This window comes from Anaerococcus degeneri, from assembly GCF_017874475.1.
Lineage (GTDB): Bacteria > Bacillota > Clostridia > Tissierellales > Peptoniphilaceae > Anaerococcus > Anaerococcus degeneri.
The window spans coordinates 125368-142737 of sequence record NZ_JAGGLO010000001.1 but is presented as its reverse complement, the minus strand read 5'-3'; the positions used below and the strand labels follow the sequence as shown (position 1 = coordinate 142737).

Annotated in this window: 19 protein-coding genes and 1 tRNA gene; 2 read left to right on the top strand and 18 right to left on the bottom strand. The window is 36.5% G+C overall.

Annotation, left to right across the window (positions count from 1 at the left end; genetic code table 11):
• Positions 1-750: a glutamate racemase gene (murI, locus tag J2Z38_RS00690; RefSeq protein ID WP_209771200.1), complete on the bottom strand. Its 750-nt coding sequence runs from the start codon at positions 748-750 to the stop codon at positions 1-3.
• On the bottom strand, positions 743-1582 hold the full coding sequence (gene ispE / locus J2Z38_RS00685) for a 4-(cytidine 5'-diphospho)-2-C-methyl-D-erythritol kinase (RefSeq protein WP_209771198.1): 840 nt from the start codon (positions 1580-1582) through the stop codon (positions 743-745). The genes murI and ispE overlap by 8 nt, the downstream gene beginning before the upstream one ends.
• 136 nt (positions 1583-1718) lie before the next feature.
• Between ispE and J2Z38_RS00680 the strand changes: the two genes are divergently transcribed.
• Positions 1719-1808, top strand: a tRNA-Leu gene (locus J2Z38_RS00680).
• A gap of 307 nt (positions 1809-2115) precedes the next feature.
• Here J2Z38_RS00680 and J2Z38_RS00675 read toward each other — a convergent pair.
• The 7 genes from J2Z38_RS00675 to rpsF all read right to left on the bottom strand — a co-directional run bounded on the left by J2Z38_RS00675 (position 2116) and on the right by rpsF (position 6968).
• The gene (locus J2Z38_RS00675) at positions 2116-2478 is read right to left on the bottom strand and encodes a type II toxin-antitoxin system HicB family antitoxin (RefSeq protein ID WP_209771195.1); all 363 of its coding nucleotides are present in this window, start codon (positions 2476-2478) and stop codon (positions 2116-2118) included.
• A gap of 317 nt (positions 2479-2795) precedes the next feature.
• Positions 2796-3020: a hypothetical protein gene (locus tag J2Z38_RS00670; RefSeq protein ID WP_209771192.1), complete on the bottom strand. Its 225-nt coding sequence runs from the start codon at positions 3018-3020 to the stop codon at positions 2796-2798.
• A 12-nt stretch (positions 3021-3032) separates the two neighbouring features.
• Positions 3033-3515 (bottom strand): helix-turn-helix domain-containing protein, encoded by a 483-nt coding sequence (locus J2Z38_RS00665; RefSeq protein ID WP_209771189.1) that lies wholly within the window; start codon positions 3513-3515, stop codon positions 3033-3035.
• Between the two features lie 306 nt (positions 3516-3821).
• A complete protein-coding gene (locus J2Z38_RS00660) occupies positions 3822-5786 on the bottom strand; it encodes a sodium-translocating pyrophosphatase (protein WP_209771186.1) in 1965 nt (654 codons plus the stop codon).
• 133 nt (positions 5787-5919) lie between these two features.
• Positions 5920-6144 carry a 30S ribosomal protein S18 gene (gene rpsR, locus J2Z38_RS00655; protein WP_004828342.1) on the bottom strand — a complete coding sequence of 75 codons (225 nt, stop codon included), beginning with the start codon at positions 6142-6144 and terminating at the stop codon, positions 5920-5922.
• A 25-nt stretch (positions 6145-6169) separates the two neighbouring features.
• On the bottom strand, positions 6170-6682 hold the full coding sequence (locus J2Z38_RS00650) for a single-stranded DNA-binding protein (protein ID WP_209771183.1): 513 nt from the start codon (positions 6680-6682) through the stop codon (positions 6170-6172).
• Between the two features lies 1 nt (position 6683).
• Positions 6684-6968, bottom strand: coding sequence for a 30S ribosomal protein S6 (gene rpsF / locus J2Z38_RS00645; RefSeq protein WP_209771181.1), 285 nt, complete (start codon positions 6966-6968; stop codon positions 6684-6686).
• Between the two features lie 160 nt (positions 6969-7128).
• On the opposite strand from rpsF, the gene J2Z38_RS00640 reads away from it, so the two are divergent.
• Complete coding sequence (locus J2Z38_RS00640; protein WP_209771179.1) at positions 7129-7878, top strand: SDR family NAD(P)-dependent oxidoreductase; 750 nt, start codon at positions 7129-7131, stop codon at positions 7876-7878.
• 162 nt (positions 7879-8040) lie between these two features.
• Here J2Z38_RS00640 and J2Z38_RS00635 read toward each other — a convergent pair whose 3' ends face one another.
• Genes J2Z38_RS00635 through J2Z38_RS00595 form a run of 9 tightly spaced genes read right to left on the bottom strand, consistent with a single transcriptional unit; the run spans position 8041 to position 17363 of the window.
• Positions 8041-8325, bottom strand: a complete 285-nt coding sequence (locus J2Z38_RS00635; RefSeq protein ID WP_209771177.1) for a ferredoxin family protein — start codon at positions 8323-8325, stop codon at positions 8041-8043.
• Positions 8325-9620 carry an FAD-dependent oxidoreductase gene (locus tag J2Z38_RS00630; RefSeq protein WP_209771175.1) on the bottom strand — a complete coding sequence of 432 codons (1296 nt, stop codon included), beginning with the start codon at positions 9618-9620 and terminating at the stop codon, positions 8325-8327. Before J2Z38_RS00630 ends, J2Z38_RS00635 begins: the two co-directional genes overlap by 1 nt.
• Positions 9621-9647: 27 nt before the next feature.
• The gene (locus J2Z38_RS00625; RefSeq protein ID WP_209771173.1) at positions 9648-10337 is read right to left on the bottom strand and encodes a ubiquinone/menaquinone biosynthesis methyltransferase; all 690 of its coding nucleotides are present in this window, start codon (positions 10335-10337) and stop codon (positions 9648-9650) included.
• Between the two features lies 1 nt (position 10338).
• Positions 10339-11259, bottom strand: a complete 921-nt coding sequence (locus tag J2Z38_RS00620) for a prenyltransferase (RefSeq protein WP_209771170.1) — start codon at positions 11257-11259, stop codon at positions 10339-10341.
• Positions 11259-12251, bottom strand: coding sequence for a polyprenyl synthetase family protein (locus J2Z38_RS00615; RefSeq protein WP_209771168.1), 993 nt, complete (start codon positions 12249-12251; stop codon positions 11259-11261). The genes J2Z38_RS00620 and J2Z38_RS00615 overlap by 1 nt, the downstream gene beginning before the upstream one ends.
• A gap of 2 nt (positions 12252-12253) precedes the next feature.
• Complete coding sequence (gene ldhH, locus J2Z38_RS00610) at positions 12254-14413, bottom strand: L-lactate dehydrogenase (quinone) large subunit LdhH (RefSeq protein WP_209771166.1); 2160 nt, start codon at positions 14411-14413, stop codon at positions 12254-12256.
• Between the two features lie 24 nt (positions 14414-14437).
• A complete protein-coding gene (locus tag J2Z38_RS00605) occupies positions 14438-14974 on the bottom strand; it encodes a LutC/YkgG family protein (protein ID WP_225304664.1) in 537 nt (178 codons plus the stop codon).
• A gap of 44 nt (positions 14975-15018) precedes the next feature.
• On the bottom strand, positions 15019-16182 hold the full coding sequence (locus tag J2Z38_RS00600; protein ID WP_209771160.1) for an ArsA family ATPase: 1164 nt from the start codon (positions 16180-16182) through the stop codon (positions 15019-15021).
• Positions 16179-17363, bottom strand: a complete 1185-nt coding sequence (locus J2Z38_RS00595; RefSeq protein ID WP_209771158.1) for an ArsA family ATPase — start codon at positions 17361-17363, stop codon at positions 16179-16181. The genes J2Z38_RS00600 and J2Z38_RS00595 overlap by 4 nt, the downstream gene beginning before the upstream one ends.
• Positions 17364-17370 lie beyond the last annotated feature (7 nt).

Below are 17370 nucleotides of genomic sequence, written 5' to 3'. Positions count from 1 at the left end.
TTACAAACCTCCTATAAAGCTCAATTTATAGTCAACATCCATAATTTTATCGATTAAATCACGAGTTTCCTCACTTTTCTTTGTCATAAATATATTTACCCCGTTTTTGGTATCTTCAGTCACTATTTTCTCAGAAAGATAAAGGGCAGGATCTATGATATTTGCCTCATAATTTAGCCTTTCTCTAATCCTATCCTTGATTATTGGATAATGGGTGCAGGCCAGGATAATATTTGGAATTTTCTTTTCATTTGCAATGGATAAATATGCATCTAACGAGTCATTAAGTGTCGCACCTTCCAAAATTCCACTTTCAATTAAATTCACCAGGTCAATGGCCTTCGACTCGTAGACCTTGCAGTTTTTTTTAGCTTCCAAGGCCTTTTTATAATAGTGACTATCAATAGTAGCCTTGGTTGCAAGGGTCAAGTAATCACCCTCAAAGCCAGATGCAGCCTCAATCGCCATATCGGCAATAGTGATAAATTCTTTATTAAATTTCTCCTTAAGATAATCCTTGCAGGTCACAGAAATTGTGTTGCAGGCGATTATGTAATAATCTATATCATAGGACTCAAGGTAATTAACAATATCGGCCGCAAAGCTTGTAATTTCAGCCTTTGACCTGTTGCCATAAGGGACTCTAAGATTGTCCCCTAGGTAGAAATAATTAGCCTTGTTTTTCTTGGCAAGCTCATTTAAAACTGCAACTCCACCCAGACCCGAATCAAAAATTCCAATATTAGTCATCGATTAGGTCCACCTTTCTTACAAAATTGTAGGAATCCTTAAGGCTTTCATAGGCCCTATCCAGGGCATTCTCATCCTTAAAAATCCCAAAAATAGAAGCTCCAGACCCAGAAACTAGGGCCTTAAGACCACCCTGGTCGGTTAAATTTTCCTTAATGGCCTTTAGATGAGGAAAATCCCTCAAAACCACGTCTTCCATTACATTTTCAAACTTATCCACAAAATCCCAAGATCCCTGGCTAAGACTCTTTGCGATTTCACCAGTCTTAATGTGACCAAAAAGCTTAGTATTTTTGTAAACGTGGGCAGAAGCTATGCTTGTCCCGTCATTTACCAAAAGAACCTTAAGGGGTGTTTTGATAGAAAAAGGCTCGAGGATTTCCCCAATCCCAGTCGCACGAGCCGCCCTTTCAAGGAAGAAAAATGGGATATCCGCCCCCAGCTTGGCCCCAGCCTCCATAAGGTCGTTTTTAGTAAGACCCAGGCCCCAAAGTTCGTTAAGGGCCTTCATAGTCTCAGCCGCATTGGTAGAACCACCCGCAAGGCCAGCGGCAACCGGGATGTTTTTTGTAAGCTTAACCCTAATACCAGTGGCCCTATCTGCTGCAAGGTTTTTCATATCCTCGTAGGCCTTAAAAATCAAGTTGTCCTCGACCTTACCCAGGTTTACATTTGACTCATAAGTAAATTTGCCATCAGGACTCTTTTCTATTTCTAATTCATCAAAAAGATTAATCCTCGCCATCAAAGTGTCGATATTGTGATAACCATCAGCTCTTTTTGAGATAATATCAAGGCTAAGGTTAATCTTTGCAAAACATTTTTTAATCATATATACCTCAAAATTATTATATCATATCCAAAGGCAAAACCTAATTTTTTTGCAGATTGTAAGAAAAATTTTACACAAGAATCAAAAATAGTTGACAAGTTATAAAAAATATAGTATTATTTATTAGTAATCCCGTGCGGGATTGGCGGAATTGGCAGACGCGCAAGACTAAGGATCTTGTGACCGATTTTAGGTCGTGGAAGTTCAAATCTTCTATCCCGCACCATAGAATTTTTATTCAGTATAAAATAAAAAAACATACAAAATACACAAGACAGAATAATTATTATTCTGTCTTTTTTGTATAAAAATGCTTTTTATATAAAAATATGAGCTAATGTAGTTTTTTTGTAGCAAGAAAATTAATGCTAGTCTTTTAAAAATCTAAAAAACTATACAATTATTTTTAAATTTTCAACTAAAAAAAGCGACTACATCTGTAATCGCCAATAAGTAATTTATTCTATTTCAAATTCCCTTTCCAAGGCTTCTGTTAAAAGTTTGGAGAAATTAATTTTACTAGCCTTGCCCATTTAATTTAGATAGAAAGGTATGGTTACATTTTTCTTAACAGTTTTCTTTTCATGTTTTTTTACATAGTCGGTTAAATCTAGACCAACATAGGACTTAAAACTTCCTTCTAAAGAAATATATTTATATTCATCCTCTTCAATAAAATCTATAAGATCAATATCTTCTAATAATGAAGATTTTGGCATATCCTCTAACTTTAAATAATCATCAAATAAAAAACAACCCAAGGCATCATTTGCCATGTATAAGGCATCTTTAACATCATCTCCGCATGAAATACAACCTGGCAAATCTGGAAATAAAATTGTATAAGCATCGCTTTTTATATCTTTCAAAAATACAGCTGGGTAAGATACAAACATAAAAATTCTCCTTACTTCTTATTTTTTTAAGTCTTTTATGGTATTTTGCCTTAAGGAAGTCTCTTTCCTTAAGCAGATTAAATTTTTTCTGCATATATAGGGTAATAATATACAGAACAATAATTTCACCATAATTTTTCCAACTATTAAAGTTCTTACAAAAATCATTATACGTATTAATCCGTATAGTGTAAATTATAATTCTTGATTTTATATGAGAAATAATTACAATATTGGCAAAAAACTATTTCCTTATAAATCAGCCTAGTTTTGATCAAATGCAGAACTGTCTTATTTGTTTTTGCAAAGCTGAACCATCACCAAATATTATCATCTGGATAATGTTCATTTTTGATATCTATAAGTCTTTGGATACTGCTTTTAACCTCCCTTTGCCTTTTTTCATCCCAATCACCATTCTTTGTGAAATATTCCAAAGTCGATATGGACCTTTTTATGTGGAAGTAAAGGGCTTTGGGCCCATATTCTTTGCCGTCTATATTTAAATATTTCTTGCCTTTTTTATAAATTATTTTGACCATTTATTCTCCTTTCTAAATCCTATCCAACATAGCTTGTAGGTAGTCGTACTTCTTTGGAGGTCTAGAAGAATTTTCCATAGATACTTTTGTGGTGTGGTCTATATTATTCTTTATATTATTCATATTTATATTATTATCTTCGCAATTTTCTCCTATACCCTGCTTGGTATTTTCTGCTAGGGAGTATGGTAGATTTTTGATAAAGGTATTGTGATTTATTTGTACATACAATTTACGCCTCTCAATCATTTTTGTATTATCCTTGTATTCGTAGATTCTTTTTATAAAATCAAATTCAACCAGCTTTGATATAGCGTGAGAAATAGACGATATAGACATTTGGTAAGTTTTTGCAAAGTATTGGTTTGTTGCATAACAATAACCTTTCTTGTTGGCCAAGGCCAATATATCTGAATACAAAATCTTCTCAAAAGCAGATAATCTCTTATCTAGCCTAATTTCGGCTGGTAGGATTGTGTAGTATGCTGCCGTCATGTTCGCTCCTTTCATGGTGTAGATTTTTACTATACCCACTATTTATATATAGGATTTTAAAGGAAAATGTCCCGATTTTTGGATTAAAAAAGTGCAAGACTCAGCTTACACTAGCTTTGGCTTACACTTTATTTAATTCTGTTTTATTTTCTAATTTCTTTTCAATACGGATTTGATTTATCCTTTCATTTTCAATTCATATTTGATCTATATTATTAATTTCTAAATACTATTGAAAATAAAAACAAATTTATACCCAATTCCCCCACAAAAAAAGACCCCATCTTTCGATGAGGCCGTTTTGTTTTAAATAAATAATCCAGCGCAGATTACTGATACTACGGTCATTAGTTTGATTAGGATGTTTAGGGCTGGACCTGATGTGTCTTTGAATGGGTCTCCTACTGTATCTCCTACTACTGCCGCTTTGTGAGCATCTGAGCCTTTTCCATCTTCACCTTCTAGGGTTTCGATGTATTTCTTTGCGTTATCCCAAGCTCCACCTGCGTTTGACATGAAGATTGCCATTAGTACGCCTGTTACTAGGGCTCCTGCAAGAAGTCCGCCTAGGGCTGTTGGGCCAAATACTAGTCCTACAAAGATTGGTACTACTATTGCTAAAACGCCTGGTAGGATCATTTCTTTTAGGGAAGCTGATGTTGAGATTTCAATACATTTTTGATAATCTGGTTCGCTTGTTCCTTCTAGTAGGCCTGGGTCATTTCTGAATTGTTTTCTTACTTCGTTGATCATTTCTGTGGCTGCTTTTCCTACTGAGTTCATGGTTAGAGCTGTAAATAGGAATGGTAGCATGCCGCCTACGAACATTCCAGCTACTACGTGGCTGTCTAGAATTGATATTGTTTCTAGGTTTAATGTTTCTGAGTAGGTTACGAATAGGGATAGGGCTGTTAGGGCTGCTGAGCCGATTGCAAAGCCTTTACCTATGGCTGCTGTTGTGTTTCCGATTGAGTCTAGCTCGTCTGTGATGTCTCTTACATGGCTTGGTAGGGCTGCCATTTCAGCGATTCCGCCGGCGTTGTCTGTGATTGGGCCGTAGGCATCTACTGATACAGTGGTTGCTGTTGTTGATAACATTCCTACTGCTGATAGGGCTATACCAAATACTCCGTCTGCCCAGTAGGCTACGATGATGCCTAGGGCGATTAGGATGATTGGACCTACTGCTGATAGCATTCCTGTTGATAGACCTGAGATGATGTTGGTTGCAACACCTGTTTTTGATTCTTCAGCTATATTTTTTACATATTTGAATTTATCTGATGTGTAAACTTCTGTTAGTAGTCCGATTGAAATTCCTACGATGATTCCTGTAATTATTGCAAGTGCTGCTTTTATGTTTCCAAAATAAGCAAATGATAAGATTATTGCTGCAATTATTACAATTGCACCTGAGACATAGATTGTCATCATTAGGCCCTTTTGTGGGTCTTTGTGGTTTTTATTTGTAAATAATAAGCCTGCTACTAAAGATGATAGGATTCCAACTGCTGTGAGTAGGAGTGTGAAGTTTAGTCCTGCTTCGCTGTATGATACAAGGCCAAGGGTGATGGCTGAGATGATTGCTCCGGCATAGGATTCAAATAAGTCTGCTCCCATTCCTGCAACGTCTCCTACGTTGTCTCCTACGTTGTCTGCGATTACTGCTGGGTTTCTTGGGTCATCTTCTGGGATGCCTGCTTCTACCTTTCCTACAAGGTCTGCTCCAAGGTCTGCGGCTTTTGTATAAATACCGCCACCTACTCTTGCAAATAGGGCTACAGATGATGCTCCTAGGGAATATCCCATTACGATGGCTGGGTCTCTAAATATAAGATAGCAGATTAATAGGCCTGAAAAACCAAGTCCTGTTACTGCATAACCCATTACAGATCCACCTGCAAAGGCAAGTTTTAAGGCTCTGTTTGTGCCACCTTCCATAGCTTCGTTTGCACACCTAGCGTTTGCTTCTGTGGCAGTTCTCATTCCGATAAAACCTGTTAACATTGAGAAACATGAACCTACTATATAGCAGATTGTGATTTTGTAATCTAGGAATATCGAAATTAAGATTGATACGACTACAACGAAAGCAACGATGAACTTATACTCGCTTGCGATGAAGGTCATTGCTCCGTTTTTGATGTATCCTGATATCTCGTGCATTCTTTTTGAACCACTTGATACAGGAAGGATTTTCTCTTTGATTGTGAAAGCCATTAGGACTAGGGCCAAAATAGCTACAATTAGAGAGAGAATAACAATTAACATAACTCCTCCTTTTATTATTTAATTATAGTTATAACTATACTTTGTTATATTCAATATTCATGTTTTATTGCAAATAAAAAGGGAGCGGTGCTCCCCAGATTGCTTATTGAAATTTTTTTATTTATTTTTTATCTTAGTTTTCTTCGTAAGGCAATAAAGCTACTTGTCTAGCTCTTTTGATTGCTCTTGTAATTTCTCTTTGGTGTTTTGCATTTAGACCTGTAACTCTTCTTGGAAGAATCTTACCTCTGTCAGTAACAAATCTCTTAAGAGTTTCAATGTCTTTATAGTCTATTACCTTTGATGGGTCTTTAACAAATGGATCAACCTTTTTTCTTGGTTTAAATCTTCTTGCCATTGTAATTCCTTTCTTTTATACTTTTCTAGAATGGAATCCTGCCATCGTCTTGAATTTCAGTAAAGTCATCATCAAAAAAATCATCGTTTGTGGATGGACCACTTGCTTGATTATTTTGGTAAGAATTTGTTTGGGAATAATTGTTTTGGTAGACATCTTGGTTATCGCCAGGATTTGAGCTATGACTTTGTCTTTCTGACCTTGATCCTAAAAACTCAACATTGTCAGCAACAACATCTGTTGTATAGACTGTCTTACCTGTTTCCCTATCTTGGTAGCTACCGGTTTGGATCCTACCTTCTACTGCGCATTGACTTCCTTTAAAGAGGTATCTAGAGGCATTTTCTGCCTGCCTACCCCAAACTGTTATCCTTGGAAAATCTGCTGTTGGACGATTAGCTGCTTCCGCTTCTTCTCTTCTTTCACGACTTAATTTTTTGTCAATTGCTAATGTGAATGTGCATACCGCTTGATTTCCTTGGGTATACCTTAACTCAGGATCCCTAACTAGGCGTCCTATAAGTATCACTTTATTCATATTAGTCCTCTTTTCTTATAACCATGTATCTAAGAACGAAATCTGAAAGTCTTAATCTTCTTTCAAATTCTTTGATATGATCTGGTTCAGACTTGAAATCTACGATATAGTAGTAACCATCTTTAAGATCGTTGATTTCGTAAGCAAGTCTTCTTTTTCCCCAGTCATCAACTGATACAACTTCGCCGTTTTCTTCGATATGACCTTTGAATCTATCTAGAAGAGCATTTCTGTCAGCATCAGCTAGTTCAGTCTTGAAAATCAATACTGCTTCGTAATTATTCATATTTTCACCTCCCTGTGGACTATTGACCCCGTTTATACTACGGAGTAGAGATTACCTATTGATAATACCCTCTTTTCGCCCAAATGTCAAACTTATGAAACTTTTATATTATTTCTATAAAATGGGTATATAAGATTATAGAAAATCTTAAGGAGGTTTTATGAAATTATTAGAAGGTAAGGTTGCTGTTGTGACAGGTTCATCAAGGGGAATTGGTTTTGCTGTTGCAGATAAATTCCTTGCTAACGGAGCAAAGGTTGCTATCCTAGGCTCTAGGGAAGAATCAGCTACTAAGGCTATAGATAAACTCAAAGAAAATTATGACCCTTCTCTATTTAAGGGTTATTGGCCAAAACTTACTGATCAGGATAGTGTAAAAGGCTTTGTTAGTGAGGTTTTAAAGGACTTTGGCAGGGTGGATGTCCTTGTAAATTGTGCTGGTATTTCTGATAATATCCCAAGTTTGGATGCAGATCTTGACCATTTTGCCAAGGTTATGGATATAAATGTCAATGGAACTTATAATATGATTCACAATTTCCTCCCACATTTTATTGAAAATAAGGCTGGAGCTATTATTAATTTTTCATCTATGGTTTCTAAAAATGGTCAACCAACAGGCGTTGCCTACCCTACTAGCAAGTTTGCCATTAATGGTCTTACCATTTCTCTTGCTAGGGAACTTGGCCCATATGGGATTAGGGTTAATGCTGTTGGTCCTGGTGTTACCAACACTGATATGGTGAAAGTTTTGCCAAAAGAGCAAATCGAACCTGTCAAACAAATGATTCCTCTAAAGAGGATTGGCGAGCCGGAAGATGTTGCTAAGGCAGTTTTGTTCCTTGCAAGTGACCTTGCTTCCTATGTTTCAGGCGAAATCCTCTATTGTGATGGTGCTACTTTTATGTAGGATTTAATTAAATAAAAAAACAACCCCTATGTTTTTTTTGCCGGAAGTCCAGCAGAAATCTATTCCAAATAGGGGTTGTTTTTTATTGTTATTTTTATAGGATAAGTAAAGACTTAATCAAGTCCATTTCCGCTTATATTCTAACCTTATGTAGGATTTCTCCTAACCTTGTCTAAAGGTTACGCCTACTTCGCCCTGTGGGTGTTGCCAATCTTTTACGATTTTGCCGTGGGATAGGACCCTGCAAGTACCACATTCCAAGCAACCAAGGTGGGAAAATCCAAATACCCCGTCTACATAGGTATAGCAAGCTGCTGGGCAGGCTAAGATTAATTTGTTTATTTCGTCTTCATCTTTAAATTCTAGGTCAACATCAATATGTGAATTAAGTTCGTCAGTATGATATATATTAAGACCTAGCTTGTCTTCTACACTCATTCTTTTCATTATAGTGCCTCCATTACAGTAGAAATAAAGTCTGATAGTTGTGTTGCGCTAATCCTTGTTGCAAGATCATTTACTGTTCCCATTATGAAGCCCTTGCTGTCTCCACCATTTACGGTAAAGGCTCTTCCAGCAACATCATTTATGATTTCTGGTAGGTCGCTAAAGATTTCCCTCCTGCTTAAGATTGTTGGGAAACCTTTGAAGGTCTTAAGGTCTTTCATGATGAAGCTATCATTTACTAAATCTTGGTAAACTGCTAGGCTTTCCTTGCTGAAATCTTCTTTTTCTTTAGCTCTTAGGATAGCAAGGGCAGCTAACCTACCACTTTCTATAGCAAAGTCCATACCTCTTACGGTGTAGCCTAAGTTTATACAGAAGCCTGCAGCATCACCTACTACAAGGAAGCCATCTCCGTAAATTTCTGGAACCATATGGATACCTTCCTCTGGTACAAGGTGGGCAGAATATTCTATGGTCTTGCCATCCTTGATGAATGGTGCCACACTATCGTGTTCCTTAAATCTTTCTAGCAAGTCGGTTAATTTTGTGTTTGAATATCCGATATCAGATAGGGTTGCTACAACACCTATTGATACAGAATCCTTATTTGTGTAAATAAAGCCACCACCAAAACCACCCATAGTTGGGTCGCCACAAGATAGCCAGCTCATACCCTCGCCACTTTCGAGGTTGAATCTCTCGTTTATAATCTCTTCTGATAATTCGATTACTTCCTTAGCGCCAACAGCTACTTGGTTTGGTTCTAATTCCTTTTTGATACCTATTTGTTGAGAAAGAAGGGAGTTTACACCATCAGCGATAATAACTGCATCTGCGTACATTTCTTCGCCTGTAGCGTCAATACCAACTACCTTGCCATCTTCTAATAGGAGTTTTTCTACAAGCACACCAGTAATAATGGCTACTCCAGCTTCTTCGGCCTTTTCTGCCAAATATTGGTCAAACTTGCTATGTAATACCACATATGATGAAGAATCCTTATCCTTACCCAATTCTTTTGATGAGTAGCCTATGTCAAGTGAGGATTTTTCGCTCATCATAGATATTTTTTCTTTAACAACTTTTCTTTCAATTGGAGCTTCATCGGCAAAGTTTGGTATGATTTTCTCTAGACTATGACCATACAACCTACCACCTGTGACATTTTTAGCTCCACAGTAATCTCCTCTTTCAACTAATAAAACTTCTAAATCATTTTCTGCTAAAACTATGGATGCTGCAAGACCCGCAACACCACCTCCAACAATTATAACATCAAACTTATCTTCACTCATTGTTTCCCCCGTTATAAATTTTTTGGTTTAAATTTTTTGTCCGCTCACTATAACACAAGCACCAAATAGCATTTTTTTAATCTCTATATTTTTTAAGCCTAAAGACTCAAACATCTCCACCAGGTCCTTGGGACTGATAAAAAGTTTTGTAGACTCATACAGCCAAGCATAATCCCTATACCTCTTAAGTCCCCCACCCAAAACTGGCATGAGATACTTAAAAAACAGGATATAAAATGGTTTTATCAAGACATTTTCTACCGAAAACGAGTCAATTAGGTAAATAAAGGCTCCATCCTTTCCAACCCTAACCATCTCCTCCAAAACTTTCTTATAGTCATCAGTATTCCTAAGTCCAAAAGAAATGGTGATATTATCAAAAGTCCCATCTGAGAAAGGCAATTTTTTTGCATCTGCCTTCACAAAGGATATATTTTCAAGTCCCTTGGCCTTGTCCTCAGCAATTTTTAGCATATTTTCAGAAAAATCCACACCCACAACCCTGGCGGGAGATTTTTCTTTTAAACTAAGGCCTATATCCCCAGTCCCACAACATAGGTCAAGGAGAGAGGAATCTTCCTTGCAAGTTTTTAAAACCTCATTTACAAATTCGTTTTTCCGTTTTTTCTGCAAACCAAGGCTAATCCTATCGTTGGCCCTATCGTAATATGGCGATATATTTTGGAATATATCGTAGACCTTTTTGCTCTTATTCATCCTAAAATCCTATAAAACTCAAAGCTAGACCAAGTAGGTAAGTGCCGTTAATCAAGACATTGGCCATACCAATACCCATCATTTGTCCTATCCTATCTTCGGGTAGAAGACTTGCAGAAATTAGGTTTTTAAGAAATTTTCCCTTAATCATAAACAAGATAAGGTTTATGCCAAGAAAAATATAGCCTGCCAGATAATAGGTCAAAACCAACTGGCTTACAATCCAGAGTCCCACACTAATCTTGTATAAAATCCTGATTTTTTCCCTACCCATAACTACAGCTAGGGTATTTCTTTTTGCCCTCTGATCTTTTTCTATATCACTGGCATTGTTACTCATCATTATCAAGCCAATACCAAGGATAAAAGGAAGGGAATGGATTAAAATCCCTAGGTCTAGCCTGCCAGAAATGGCACTATTGACTCCAAGAGGTATCAAACCTCCCATCACAAGGCCACTTGTAAGCTCCCCAATTGGCAAATATGAGATTGGGAAAGGCCCCTTAGAATAAAGCAAGACTGTGATTGTAGCAATTATACCAATAGCTAGACTTGCGTAATTAAGCCTATCCAAGGCCAAGAGTCCAAAACCTATGCCAAGTCCTAAAAATATCCAACCTAAATTGTCAACACTTTTAGGCCTGATGTGGTTATAAAACATTACATTGTCGTCTTCTTTTAGGTTGTCATCTATACTATCAACTCCATTTACAAAATCGCAGTAATCGTTGATAGTATTTACAGATGCCTGAAAGAAAATACAGGCAAATACCAAGGCTATGGCCCTTATAAAACTAATGGTATAGCCAAATTTCAGGCTAAGGAGGATACCGAAAATTGCAGGTATCACAGAAGCCACAAAGGATTTTGGGTTGGCAAAATTTATTATGTTTTTTACTGTCATTCTTTGGTAAGTTTGCATCAGCTATTTTCCACCTTTGCTAGGATTTTTTCCAAATATTTGGCTTTTTTATTATTCATACTTGCTAAAATGAACCTATTTTCATCTGCTAAGGCCCTTATTTTTAACGAAGTCAAAGCATCAGCCTCAGCCTTGATTAAAAGCTTTCTTAAATTTACCAGTTCATCTTCGCCAAGTTTTCTTTCCTTATTTTCAACCAAGATACGGTGGATTTCTTCTCCGTAATCTTCGTCTTTTAAAGCAAGTAAGACCGGATAGGTATAAATTCCTTCTCTGATGTCGGAAAATCCTTCCTTGCCAGTTACTTCCTTATTTGAAAACAAGTCTAAAAGGTCATCCTTTAGCTGAAACATCAAGCCCAGATTTTCTCCAAAGGCGACCATTCTTTCTGTATCTATTTGGCTAAAACCTGCATTTCTCGCTCCAAAATAGCAAACAGTCTTAAAAAATGAAGCTGTTTTGCCTGAAATATTCTCAAAATATTCCTCTTCGCCCATATCAAGCCTATATTTAATAAGATTTTGTCCAACTTCACCATTGCACATATGCTTTATTGTATCGGCTATTACTTTAGTCTCTTCATATAAGTTTTCATTTGCTAAATAGGAAAAAACTTTTGCTATCATAAAGTCCCCAGCGAAGACGGCTACATCCTTGCCGTACTTTGCTTGAGTTGACTTGTGCGATCTTCTTAATGTAGAATCATCTATAATATCATCGTGAATAAGTGATGCAAGGTGGGTTATTTCTACAGCCGCAGCTTGGGAAATTACTTTTTGTGAAATTTCCTCCAAGCCCATAAGACTTATACAAATTAATAGCTTAGTTCTAAGCATTTTCCCACTTGAAGTCAAAGCATCTTGGACTATGTCACAAAGTTTTTGACTTGACTTATAGTCGGATAAGATATTTTTTATCTCTTCATGGACCTTAAAAACACAGTCATCTATTAACTTATCCCTAATCAATGCATCACTTACAATCACGTTCATTTTTAGATGAGCCCTCTCTTTTCAGATATAATTTCTGAAGTATGTTTAACCTTTATATCAAGGCCTTCTGCTTCTAAACCACCTCTGATTTGCATCATACAACCAGGGCAATCTACAGCCACAACATCTGCTCCAGATTTTTTAATATTTTCGATTTTATTCTTTAAGATTTTTGATGAAATATCTGGATACAATACATTGTAAGATCCGGCGAAACCACAGCAGTTGTCGCTATCTTCCATTTCAACAAATTCTACACCTTCAGTTTCTTTTAGAAGGTCTCTTGGTTCTTCAAAGACACCCAAAGTTCTCTTTAAGTGGCAAGAATCATGGTAAGTTACCTTAACATTTTTGCCATCGCCATGGTTTTCATGGGTATCCTTCTCGTGGAAGAGCTTGCAGAAGTCAACGCACTTGCTACCTAATTCCACAGCCCTCTTGTGCATCTCGCTTCCTTCTTCAAAGAAATCCTTGTAAGATTGAAGTTGGTGAGTACATGATGGACAAGCTAGGAGGATATAATCATATTTTTCAGCATCCATAGCCTTGATATTAATCTCAGCTTCCTTGGTTGCATTTTCTATATCACCCATGTTGCTAGCAGGGCAACCACAGCAAGCTTGACCCATTGGGAATTCAACCTTATAACCAATTGAGTTCATATTTTTAATCAAAGATTTAGCTGTATCTACATAAACAAAGTCTAATAGACAACCTGCAAATAGGGCAACTGTACCCTTTTGATTTTCAACTTTTTGGTCAATTTCATCGAAGATATCCCTTAGTGGAACCTTGGCTATTGATGGAAGAACCTTGCCACCTGTCATACCTGCAGCAAAGTCAGGAAGGTGCCTAATCATTGTGCCACCCTTAGTAAATGGCTCTTGGGCTATTGAAGCTATCCTTAATAGAGAATGGAAAAGTTTCCTATCTGTAACTGCGTCTAAGGCAAATTTCTTAACTGGGTTTGGATTCTTCTTTACATTTTCTTCCCTAATGCCCATAATCATTTGTGCTATTGGTAGGCCACCACCACAAACTTCATTGCACCTACCACATTGGAGGCATACGCTTTCGATTTCACTTGCCCTATTTTCATCAATTAAGAAGTGGGTTAGGAGGGTACCAATACCACCTGTATAAACATTTGATCCGTAAACGTGGCCACCAACTAAGGCAAAGGCTGGACAAACATCTAGACAAGCTCCACACCTAATACAGTTAAAAATTTGTCTGTATTCTTCTTCTGCTAGGATCTCTCTCCTGCCTGGGTCATCTAGGATTAGGCAATAAAATCCCTTATCTTCTTTGGTATCATTTTCCTTATCTGTAACAACTTCGCAAGCGCCAGTGTATAGAGATAAGTAAGAAGTAATTCTTTGGGCAGTACCATTTCTTGGAAGGGCCTTGAATATCCACCTAGCATCTGAGATAGATTTTACGAATTTTTCTATACCAAATATGTAGAGGTGGTCTTTTGGCAAGGTACCTACCATCCTACCATTACCTTCATTGGTCATTGTGAAAACTGTACCAGTTTCAGCTACAGCAACGTTAGCGCCAGATACACCTAGGTCTGCGTGGGTAAATTTATCCCTCATAACCTTTCTTGCTGTCCTAACTTCTTCGGAAATAACTGGTGCGTGGTCTGTCTTTGTGTAGTCTGAGAATAAGTCTGCTACCTGCTCCTTATTTAAGTGCAAGGCTGGCATTACCATATGTACTGGAGTATTTTCTTCTAGGGAAATAATAAATTCACCCAAGTCAGTTTCTTGGCACTCTACACCATTATCCTTAAGAATTTTATTAAAATGAATTTCTTCAGAACACATTGATTTTGATTTAACAGCTGTTTTTATGTCTTTTTCTTTTATGAAGTTTTTAACCCATTCAGCTGCTTCTTCCTTGCTTTTAACTACGATTACATGGCCACCTCTGGCTTCGCAATTTTTCTTAAATTCTGATATCATTTCATCAACATGGTCAGCTGCATAAGATTTTACTTTCTTAATGGCCTGTTGAGTTTGTTCGAAATCAACGCCCTTGTAAGAATTTAACCTTCTTTGTGGATAGGTTTTACAAAAATTACCAAGGGTCCTACCTAAAGTCGCGTTATCGAGCGCATCCTTTATCTCATCTTTTAAACTTATAGTATCAACCATTTTTTTCTCCTCATTACCTTCAGATTATAAGTCTGTTACAATAATAATACTCATCTGTAAAGGACCGTGAACGCCCACAGTACCAACACATTCAATATCTGCTGTCCTTGAAGGACCTGTAATAAATCCCACATATTTTGGGAAAGGTTTTAGTTCTGCTAGGACATCAAACATATCATCATATGTTTCTACAATTGTTGACCCCTTGACTATTCCGATGTAATAATCAGGCATAATCGCCATAAGTCTTGTATCTACATTATCACTGGCTTGGATCACTGAACCAAGTTCTGCTATACCATATTCTACTTCTGTAATTCCACCCTTAGCGGTTTCACCATTTAACCTAATATGGTCTGTATGTACTGTGATTCCATTAGCTTTTAGGCAATCGCTCAAGCCTATTTCCTTAGCCAAGTCTGTTTCAAGCATACAAGTAGAAGCAATTGCATTGTCCTTATAAATTTTGGCTACTGTTTCAGCTAAATCATTCTTAGTCACCTTAAAACAAGTGCCATTGACACTTTCAAGGTTTTGTGCGAAAGTATCAAATAATTCCATTTTTCCTTCCATATATTTATGACCTCTCATTTTGATATTTCATATTAATCATAATCCAACACAATTCTTAATTTCTTATCTTCTAAGGAATATGAACTTACCTTCCTCGAAGACACCGTATCTGGTAACTTAAACCTTCTCTTGAAATTTAGGTAAGATATTTCTAAATCTTCACCTATCTTTTCTACTTTAACCTCATCTCCTTTCGCATAGTCAAGGTCTATAAGTATGACCTTGCTCGCCTTTTCTTCGATTAATTCAAAGGACTTTTTATCTATGAAAATATCTTCAAGATATTGGTCCTCAAAATATTCATCATGAAGCCTACTTAGGGCTTCTAAGCCAATGACCTCATAATCTTTTAGGGTCAATTTAATAACTTTCTCTTCCTCAAAAAAATCATCTATAGCCCTTATATTATAAGCCTCTTCATCTAACAAATTATCGTAAGATGAATTTCTCATGGCCTCTGGATAAATCATATTTATAAAAACACAATCAGTTAAAAACCCGTACATATTTGTAAGGCTAGCTGATCTGAAAGTTTCATTTGCTACAACCTTATTAGCCTTACTTACAAATCTGATTGTAGTTTGGCTAGGGTCTTGTAAAATCTTTTCAAGTTCATATAATTTTTGTGACAAACTTATAAATTCGTCAAAAACTATGTCTTTTGGTTTTTTAACTTCTGTTTGCTTTTCAATAAAACTACCAAAAAGTCTGTTAAATCTCTTAACCACTGGCACCAAAGAATCTGCCAAATTATTGAATTTTTCTCCTGTAGACAAGAGGGAAATGGTTTCTCCACTTGGCCCACAATCCACAACTAGGACTTCAAAATCCCCACTCTTATAAATTTCCAAAATTTTTAAGAGGGAAAATACATCGTCCAAACCAGGCAATAACAACAATTCATCTAATTGGATATCATCCATAGCATTTTCTTTTACCAATTGTCTTATGTAGAGATTAAGATTGCCCCAAGCCTTCTTACTCTCTTTAATAGCATTTATTTCAAGAGCATACAAATTATGACAAACTTGTCGGGGCTCATCATCTAATTGTATATCTAGGACATCGCTCAAACTGTGAGCAAGATCACTACTAATCACCAAGGTCTTGTATCTTTTTGAAATATTTATAGCTGTAAGGGCAGAAATTGTGGTCTTACCTACACCACCCTTGCCAGTATTTATAATAATTCTCATAAAGAAAACTCCTCTTGGCCCTTATTTTCTAAGTAGATTAAAAGTTTGTCATCCTGGATAAAATATTTGGAAATTACCGAATTTACGCAAACATTGGGCAGGCTAATAATCCTTTTTATATCTTTAAGCCTAATATTTATGTCAGAACCCTTTTTATAGACTTCTACATCATCTACTTCGCCTATATACATTGTTAAGATATAGCCATTTGCCATCTTTTCGTAGTAATAGCCTTCTTCAAAAGCCTTTATCTCTAAAAGCGAATCCTTAAAGACCAAACTTTCGGCAAAGTCTTCTAAATCGGCAAGACTTTTTAGGTCCTTACTCCATAAGCCAAGCTTATAAATCGGGAGGTTATAAAAACAAGCTTCAATCTCCTCTAGCCTCTTATCCTGGATTTGGATACGTTTTTTGATAAAATCGACATCTTCATCCGCAAAGAGCCTATTTACAAAATACCCGTCCACATTGTAATCAAATAGGCTAAGGTAGGCAAAATCCCTCTTGCTTTCTTCTATAACCATCTTTTCAGCCAGGCCAACCAACCTAATTGTTGATAAATTCTTATCTTTCAAAAGATTTTCCAATTTTTTTAGCCTTTGATAAGTGATTTCTAACTTATCCAAGGCCTCCTTATCAGGTAGGTTAATCTGATACTTATACTTAGAAATAGGTCTCAAAGTCCTAATAATACCCTTTCCTACCCCAAAAAACTTTTCCAGATACCAAGTAAGCATTTCAGGAATTTTTAGGTAGGCAAAGGTAGATGCCGAAGCAGGGCAATCCACAATTATATTTTCAAATTCGTAATTTTCGTATATATCAAGGATTTTAAGCAAGGAAAGGATGTTCACCACAAAGGGCATATCGTAGCTAGAATTATAAGAAATCTTTGAAAAATCAACCTTCCTAAACTCATTAGCCAGACTTGCCTTTATACTTGGAAATTCTTCTTCCAAAATTTTTGAGCTATCAAATTCAATTGCCGTTAGACCTTCCCTGACTTTTGTTAGGTTACTTCCTATTTTTATAGAAAAAATATCAGATAAACTATGGGCTGAATCAATGCTGATTAAGATAGTTTCTATATTTTTCTTAGCAGAAAGAAGGGCTGTAGAGCTGGCAAGTGTTGACTTGCCAACCCCACCCTTTCCTGTGTACATAAAAATTTTTTTAGCCATCTAATAT